The organism is Citrobacter sp. wls826 (assembly GCF_005281245.1).
GTDB classification, from domain to species: domain Bacteria; phylum Pseudomonadota; class Gammaproteobacteria; order Enterobacterales; family Enterobacteriaceae; genus Citrobacter; species Citrobacter braakii.
The window spans coordinates 50917-59414 of sequence record NZ_SZWS01000055.1; the positions used below are offsets into that span (position 1 = coordinate 50917).

7 protein-coding genes and 1 pseudogene are annotated in these 8498 nt (G+C 52.7%); 5 read left to right on the plus strand and 3 right to left on the minus strand.

The features are described 5' to 3' along the window. Positions 1 to 269, plus strand: a pseudogene (thiQ, locus tag FDW87_RS22820) (thiamine ABC transporter ATP-binding protein); the annotation flags it as partial. A 49-nt stretch (positions 270 to 318) separates the two neighbouring features. On the opposite strand, the gene FDW87_RS16070 reads toward thiQ, so the two are convergent. Then, positions 319 to 1086, minus strand: a complete 768-nt coding sequence (locus tag FDW87_RS16070; protein WP_016151676.1) for a DedA family protein — start codon at positions 1084 to 1086, stop codon at positions 319 to 321. 119 nt (positions 1087 to 1205) lie between these two features. Further along, positions 1206 to 2051, minus strand: a complete 846-nt coding sequence (gene araC, locus FDW87_RS16075; protein ID WP_003018834.1) for an arabinose operon transcriptional regulator AraC — start codon at positions 2049 to 2051, stop codon at positions 1206 to 1208. 339 nt (positions 2052 to 2390) lie between these two features. Here araC and araB point away from each other — a divergent pair, with 339 nt between their 5' ends. The 3 genes from araB to araD are packed head-to-tail and all read left to right on the plus strand — an operon-like array spanning position 2391 to position 6366. Beyond that, positions 2391 to 4100 (plus strand): ribulokinase, encoded by a 1710-nt coding sequence (gene araB / locus FDW87_RS16080; RefSeq protein WP_075847948.1) that lies wholly within the window; start codon positions 2391 to 2393, stop codon positions 4098 to 4100. 10 nt (positions 4101 to 4110) lie between these two features. Then, positions 4111 to 5613 (plus strand): L-arabinose isomerase, encoded by a 1503-nt coding sequence (gene araA, locus FDW87_RS16085; RefSeq protein WP_016155678.1) that lies wholly within the window; start codon positions 4111 to 4113, stop codon positions 5611 to 5613. A gap of 57 nt (positions 5614 to 5670) precedes the next feature. Beyond that, positions 5671 to 6366 carry an L-ribulose-5-phosphate 4-epimerase gene (gene araD / locus FDW87_RS16090; protein ID WP_016151673.1) on the plus strand — a complete coding sequence of 232 codons (696 nt, stop codon included), beginning with the start codon at positions 5671 to 5673 and terminating at the stop codon, positions 6364 to 6366. A gap of 44 nt (positions 6367 to 6410) precedes the next feature. Here araD and FDW87_RS16095 read toward each other — a convergent pair whose 3' ends face one another. Beyond that, positions 6411 to 6794, minus strand: a complete 384-nt coding sequence (locus tag FDW87_RS16095; protein WP_016155677.1) for a DUF4751 family protein — start codon at positions 6792 to 6794, stop codon at positions 6411 to 6413. 601 nt (positions 6795 to 7395) lie between these two features. Between FDW87_RS16095 and FDW87_RS22825 the strand changes: the two genes are divergently transcribed. Further along, a partial coding sequence (locus FDW87_RS22825) for a 3'-5' exonuclease (protein ID WP_305764075.1) occupies positions 7396 to 8498 on the plus strand: 1103 nt, incomplete at its 3' end.

The window sequence follows — 8498 nt, forward strand, 5'->3', positions numbered from 1 at the left end:
TGCGGGAACAACCCATTTTGCTGCTTGATGAACCGTTCTCTGCGCTCGATCCCGCCCTGCGCCAGGAGATGTTAACGCTGGTTGCCGAGGTCTGTCGCGATAAACAGCTTACCTTGCTGATGGTGTCCCACAGCGTAGAAGATGCGGCGCGAATTGCGTCCCGTTCGATTGTGGTCGCCGACGGGCGCATCGCCTGGCAGGGCAAAACGGATGAGTTATTAAGCGGTCAGGCCAGCGCCTCGACGCTCTTGGGCATTAAAGCCGAGTGATTGATTTCCCAGGCCGGATAAGCGTCAGCGCCATCCGGCAAAAGAATCGTCAGAAACCCACGACTTTACGCAGAATATCAATATACACCGGCATCAGCGGATGGCGCAGTAACGCCACCAGCGCAACCACGCCGATCCCAAGCGTCAACGGCGCCAGATACAGTAAACGGCTGCGGGGGAAATACGCGGTTAAGCGATCGACTGCCGCTTTGCCGCTACGCCACAGTCGCCAGCAAAACCAGCCCCCTACCCATAGCAACAGCGCCGTCGCCAGCAGCAACCATTTAAAATCCCCGCTCTGCATCTCAGAAGGAATATCAATTGCCGCCCCCGCCAGGATCCCCGGCAGGAAGTAGAACGGCGGCCACAGTACGCAACCAATAATATTCGGGACGATAAATTTAGCGACAGGCAGATCCAGCATGCCCGCCACCATTGGCACCAGCGGACGCGTCGGTCCCACAAAACGCCCCACCAGAATGGTAAACATGCTGTGCTGATGCAGCGCGTGCTCGGTTTTATCCAGCAACGCCTTGTTCTTTTTCATGAACGACCAACGGTGCAGCGGCTTTTTAAAGCGCCAGCCCAACCAGAAAGAGATCCAGTCCCCCAACAGGCAACCAATGATGCCCGCAAGCCAGGCATGCCAGAAGTTCAGTTCGCCACTGCCAATCAGCGCCCCCAGCCCCGCCATCATCACGGTACCGGGCAGAATCAGACCAACCAGCGCCAGTGACTCCAGAAAGGCCACCAGCAGTACGGCGATCAGGGAGTACAGGGCGGACTGAAGAATAAAGTGTTCCAGCAATGCTTGCATAATGTGTCCGTCAGATTTACGAAGCAGGGATTTTGATAACCCGTCTCAACTTCGTCAAGCCATCAATTGTCTGAATAGATTGCGAGTTATGACAACTTTCAGGACACATCATTCACTTTTTATTCACATCCGGCGCGAAACTCGCTCGGACTGGCGCCGGTACATTTTTTGAAAACGCGAGAAAAATAGAGCTGATCGTCAAAGCCAACATTGCGCCCCACCGTAGCAATGGGCATACGAGTGGTACTCAGCAATAGCTTGGCCTGGCTGATACGCTGATCCTCGCGCCAGCTTAATACGCTGATACCCAACTGCTGACGGAACAGATGCGACAAACGGGAAGGCGACAGGCAGACGTGCTGTGCGACGCTGGCAATATCAAAATTACTGTCCGCCAGGTGATCGCTGATGTACTGGCAAGCGTCGCGCACGCGGTTGTCCATGGGGGGATGCAGCGATTCATTAATGGCTTCCATACGGCGGAGCAATAACTGTTCCAGTAAATTAATCGCCAGCAGTTCGGAATAGCGACCTTCTCCCTGCCCGGCGTTAATTATCTGCCCAAACAGTTCGTTAAAATGCGGCTGATGTGCTTCATCCGGACGAAAGAATCCAGTCTGGGCAAAAATGGCCGGCCAGGTCAGCCACTCCTGCCAGTAGGCGCGTGGGCGAAAGTAAACCCACTGGTGATACCACTCACTGGCATCAGGATGGCGTCCGTAGTGGTGAATTTCTCCGGGCGGAAACAGCAAAATATCGCCAGGCCGACAGACAAATTGTTTGCCCTGATTATTGATAACCCCTTCGCCACGGATAGTGAGATTGAGGATATAACCCTTCATACCCAGCGGCCTGTCGATAAAAAAATCCAGGTATCCGTTCGCCTCGATGGGGGTTAATCCGGCCACCAAATGCGCGTTAAACGAATAGCCTGGCAGCAGGGGATCGTTTTGCGTTTCAGCCATAATTTCAATACTCCCTATGTTCTGCTAAGAAACAATTTGTCCATATTACGCCAGACATCATTGCCGTCGCCCCTGCGGGTCGCTGTGTTTGCGGTAATAGACCATCAACCCCGCTTGTGAAAAGCACTTTGTAAAAAATATGTACTGCGCCAACGTTAAAATCGGCTAACAAAAGTGTCTATAACTACGGCAGAAATGTCCACATTGATTATTTGCACGGCGTCACACTTTGTGATGCCACAGCATTTTAGTCCATAAGATTAGCGAATCCTGCCTGACGGTTTTTATCCCTACTAACTACTGTTTATCCATACCCGTATTTTTGGATGGAGTAAGACGATGGCGATTGCAATTGGCCTCGATTTTGGCAGTGATTCAGTACGCGCTTTGGCAGTGGAATGTGCCACCGGTGAAGAAATCGCCACCAGCGTAGAGTGGTACCCACGTTGGCAGGAAGGACAGTATTGCGATGGTCCAAACAACCAGTTTCGCCATCATCCACGCGACTACATTGAATCAATGGAAGCGGCGCTGAAAACCGTGCTGGCCGAACTGAGCGTTAAACAGCGTGCGGAAGTGGTCGGGATTGGCGTTGACAGCACCGGTTCAACCCCGGCCCCCATCGATGCCGACGGCAACGTACTGGCGTTGCGTCCGGAGTTCGCTGAAAACCCAAATGCAATGTTTGTCCTGTGGAAAGATCACACCTCAGTAGAAGAAGCTGAAGAAATTACCCGTCTGTGCCACACACCGGGCAAGATCGATTACTCCCGCTATATCGGCGGTATTTATTCCAGCGAATGGTTCTGGGCCAAAATCCTGCATGTGACCCGTCAGGACCACGCGGTTGCCGAGGCCGCGGTTTCGTGGATTGAACTGTGCGATTGGGTTCCGGCCCTGCTCTCTAATACCGTACGTCCACAGGATATTCGTCGCGGTCGCTGCAGCGCCGGGCATAAATCCCTGTGGCATGAAAGCTGGGGTGGTCTACCGCCAGCCAGTTTCTTTGACGAACTCGACCCCATCCTCAACCGCCATCTGCAATACCCGATGTTTACCGATACCTTCACAGCCGACCTGCCGGTTGGCACCCTGTGCGCCGAGTGGGCGCAGCGTCTGGGACTACCGGAAAGCGTGGTGATTGCAGGCGGCGCTTTTGACTGCCATATGGGCGCGGTCGGCGCGGGCGCACAGCCCAATACGCTGGTGAAAGTCATTGGCACGTCGACCTGCGACATTCTGATTGCTGACAAACACAGCGTCGGCGAGCGCGCAGTGAAAGGCATTTGCGGCCAGGTTGATGGCAGCGTGGTGCCGCATTTTATTGGCCTCGAGGCAGGCCAGTCCGCGTTCGGCGATATCTATGCCTGGTTTAGCCGTGTGCTGAGCTGGCCGCTGGAGCAGCTTGCCACGCAGCACCCAGAGCTGAAGACCCAGATTAAAGCCAGCCAAAAACAGCTGCTACCAGCGCTAACCGAAGCCTGGGCGAGAAATCCGTCGCTGGATCACCTGCCGGTGGTGCTCGACTGGTTCAACGGTCGCCGTACGCCCAATGCCAACCAGCGTCTGAAAGGCGTGATTACCGATCTGAATCTGGCAACCGACGCGCCAGCGCTGTTCGGCGGTCTGATTGCCGCCACCGCCTTTGGTGCACGCGCCATCATGGAATGCTTCACCGAACAAGGCATTGCGGTTAACAACGTAATGGCGCTAGGCGGCATCGCCCGTAAAAATCCGGTCATCATGCAGGCCTGCTGTGACGTGCTCAACCGTCCGCTACAGATTGTCGCTTCAGACCAGTGCTGCGCACTCGGTGCGGCTATCTTTGCCGCCGTTGCCGCGAAAGTACACACCGATATCCCAGCCGCTCAGCAACAGATGGCAAGCGCCGTGGAAAACACGCTGCAACCTCGACCAGAGCAGGCTCAACGTTTTGAACAGCTTTACCGCCGCTACCAGCAGTGGGCGATAAGCGCTGAACAACAATACCTTCCGACTGCCGCTCCGGCGCAACAAACCCCGGTAGACCAGGCAACCCTGACACATTAAGGACACGACAATGACGATTTTTGATAACTATGAAGTGTGGTTTGTGATTGGTAGCCAGCATCTGTATGGCCCTGAAACCCTGCGTCAGGTAACCCAACATGCCGAGCACGTCGTTAACGCGCTGAATACTGAAGCTAAACTGCCCTGCAAACTGGTTTTAAAACCGCTGGGTACTTCACCTGACGAGATTACCGCTATTTGTCGTGACGCTAACTACGACGATCGCTGCGCAGGTCTGGTGGTCTGGCTGCACACTTTCTCTCCGGCCAAAATGTGGATTAACGGTCTGACTATCCTCAACAAGCCGCTGATGCAATTCCATACCCAGTTCAACGCCGCCCTGCCGTGGGACAGCATTGATATGGACTTTATGAACCTGAACCAGACCGCGCACGGCGGCCGTGAGTTCGGCTTCATCGGCGCACGTATGCGTCAACAGCACGCCGTGGTCACCGGTCACTGGCAGGACAAACAAGCGCACGAACGCATCGGCTCCTGGATGCGCCAGGCCGTGTCCAAACAGGATACCCGCCATCTGAAAGTCTGCCGTTTTGGCGACAACATGCGTGAAGTCGCGGTCACCGATGGCGATAAAGTCGCTGCGCAGATCAAATTCGGCTTCTCGGTAAATACCTGGGCCGTAGGCGATCTGGTGCAGGTAGTGAACTCCATTAGCGACGGCGAAATCAACGCGCTAATCGATGAGTATGAAAGCACTTACACCATGACGGCGGCAACGCAAGTCCACGGTGAGAAACGTCAAAACGTACTGGAAGCGGCCCGTATTGAACTGGGGATGAAGCGCTTCCTGGAACAGGGCGGATTCCACGCCTTTACCACGACATTTGAAGATTTACACGGCCTGAAACAGCTCCCGGGTCTGGCCGTACAGCGTCTGATGCAGCAAGGCTACGGCTTTGCGGGCGAAGGCGACTGGAAAACCGCCGCTCTGCTTCGCATCATGAAGGTGATGTCAACCGGTCTGCAGGGCGGCACCTCATTTATGGAGGATTACACCTACCACTTCGAGAAAGGCAACGATCTGGTGCTCGGCTCGCACATGCTGGAAGTGTGCCCGTCCATCGCGGTGGAAGATAAACCGATCCTCGATGTTCAGCATCTCGGCATTGGTGGTAAAGACGATCCCGCTCGTTTGATCTTCAACACCAAAACTGGCCCGGCAGTCGTTGCCAGCCTGATCGATCTTGGCGATCGCTATCGCCTGCTGGTTAACTGCATCGACACAGTTCAAACACCGCACTCCCTGCCGAAACTGCCGGTGGCTAACGCATTGTGGAAAGCCCAGCCTGATCTGCCGACCGCATCTGAAGCCTGGATCCTGGCCGGTGGCGCGCACCACACCGTCTTCAGCCACGCGCTGGATCTGAACGATATGCGCCAGTTTGCTGAAATGCACGATATCGAGATCGCCGTGATCGACAACGATACCCGCCTGCCGGCCTTTAAGGACGCGCTGCGCTGGAACGACGTCTATTACGGTTTTAAACGTTAATTATGTTGTTGCCGGATGGCTCTGCGCTTGCCCGCCATCCGGCACAGAGGAATCAACATGTTAGAAGATCTCAAACGTCAGGTGCTGGAAGCCAATCTGGCGTTGCCTAAGCACCACCTGGTCACCTTGACCTGGGGGAACGTGAGTGCCGTCGATCGCGAGCGCGGCGTGTTTGTGATTAAACCATCCGGGGTCGATTACAGCGTTATGACCGCAGAAGATATGGTCGTAGTCAGTATCGCCACCGGTGAGGTTGTAGAAGGTACGAAGAAACCCTCCTCCGATACCCCAACCCACCGTCTGCTGTATCAGGCATTCCCGACCATTGGCGGCATTGTTCATACCCATTCGCGTCATGCAACCATCTGGGCGCAGGCGGGCCAGTCGATTCCAGCCACGGGTACCACTCATGCGGACTATTTCTACGGATCGATTCCCTGCACACGGAAAATGACCGAGGAAGAAATCAACGGCGAATATGAGTGGGAAACCGGTAACGTGATCGTTGAAACCTTTGAGAAACAAGGCATTGACGCTTCGCAGATGCCTGGCGTGCTGGTGCACTCTCACGGTCCGTTTGCGTGGGGAAAAAACGCCGAAGATGCGGTACACAACGCCATCGTGCTGGAAGAAGTCGCCTACATGGGGATCTTCTGTCGCCAGCTCGCGCCGCAATTGCCGGATATGCAGCAAACCCTGTTAGATAAACATTACCTACGTAAACACGGCGCAAAAGCCTACTACGGTCAGTGAAAACAATCTGAGCGCGCCCGGAATCTCGGTGGCGCGCTCTCTGGTTATTCCTTTATATATTCCGCAAACGCACTTCGATACACACAGTTATTAGCACAAACGTATTTAATCACGTTGTCATAATGTCCCTGCGCCTCTTCACCATCCAGTGAATGAAAGAAAATGTAATCTGTAATCGTTGACTGCCAGCGCTGTCCATTCAACAGATAATTAATCACCGTATCACGATGACCATTTATTCTGTCATGCCCTTGCCAGTGAAAGAAAGCATTCCCACGTTCAATAACCTCAGTACGCCAAATTTGACCTGACCACGTTCTATACTCAATATATTGACTTACTGATTTAATTGTAGGGTTAGATAACTGAGTATTAACAAATAAATAGTGATCATATCCTACCTGTAACGCCTGAGTATAAATATCCATAATAGGCCTCCATAACACTACGCACCCAAGCTATTGATATAAAACACCCGAGCTATCAGATGAATAAAATTATATTCAGCGATAAAAATCAAATTATACAGAGAGATATTCCCGACGAAATCGAACCGAAAATCCGTTTTTATCCAGACAATAGCAAGCCATAAAAATATATTATATTCAATCTGGTAACCCGAGTGTTTGATTAAAATAGTTACACTAACCATGAATAAAAACAAATAAAAAAAAGAACCATTTTTCCTGAACCGAGGGATAAGTAACAAAATCGTACGAGCACGATTCCGAAAATGACATAAAAATCCTGAAACGGACTTCCAATTTATGAAACAAATATAATTACAAAAGAATAATAGATACAAATAGCCATGACAGGCCAATAAAATAATTAAAGGAAGAGTTTTTCAATTAAGGCATTCATTTATTAAATATCAAAGCCTATCCTGTAACACTTTTACTGCGGAGGGCATTTTACTGTTACTGTCACAATAACTTCCCGCAGCTCTCATTTTTAACTGTACAAAATAACAGTACAATCGTGTAAACCAGGCTATAATAATGCCTGGTTTTTTAATGGGTAAGCAGCGTGGCGCAGGCAGGCTTTATTTTAACCCGGCACTGGCGGGATACCCCGCAGGGAACTGAGGTCTCATTCTGGCTGGCTACTGACGACGGGCCGCTACAGGTCACGCTCGCTCCTCAGGAGTCGGTCGCGTTTATTCCTGTCAGTCAGGTTTCTCGCGTAGCGTCATTATTACGCAATGAAAACGGCTATCGTCTGACGCCGCTGCAATTGCAAGACTTCCACCGCCAGCCCGTTTCCGGCCTGTATTGCTGCTCACATCGCCAGCTCATGCGGCTGGAAAAGCTGCTGCGTGAAAACGCAATTACCGTCTACGAGGCCGACGTGCGTCCGCCGGAACGGTATCTGATGGAGCGTTTTATCACCTCGCCTGTTTGGGTTGAAGGCGACAGACATAACGGTACGCTGGTTAATGCCCGGTTGAAGCCGAACCCTGACTATCGACCGCCGCTGAAATGGGTCTCGCTGGATATCGAAACCACGCGCCACGGCGAACTCTACTGTATCGGCCTTGAAGGCTGTGGGCAGCGTATTGTCTACATGCTCGGCCCGGCAAACGGCGATGCCTCAGCGCTGGATTTTGAACTTGAATACGTCGCAAGCCGCCCGCAGTTACTGGAAAAGCTCAACGACTGGATTGCCCGTCACGATCCTGATGTGGTAATCGGCTGGAACGTCGTGCAATTCGATTTACGCGTCCTGCAAAAGCATGCTGAACGTTACCGCATTCCCCTGCGTTTTGGCCGTGACAATAGCGAGCTGGAGTGGCGCGAACATGGCTTCAAAAACGGCGTATTCTTCGCGCAGGCTAAAGGTCGCCTGATTATCGACGGCATTGAGGCGCTTAAATCCGCATTCTGGAATTTCTCATCCTTTTCGCTGGAAACGGTGTCACAGGAGCTGCTGGGCGAAGGGAAGTCGATAGATAATCCCTGGGACAGGATGGACGAAATAGATCGCCGGTTTGCCCAGGATAAGCCCGCACTCGCCACCTACAATCTCAAAGACTGTGAGCTGGTCACGCGTATTTTTCATAAAACCGAGATCATGCCATTTTTGCTGGAACGATCGACGGTAAACGGCCTGCCGGTCGACCGGCACGGCGG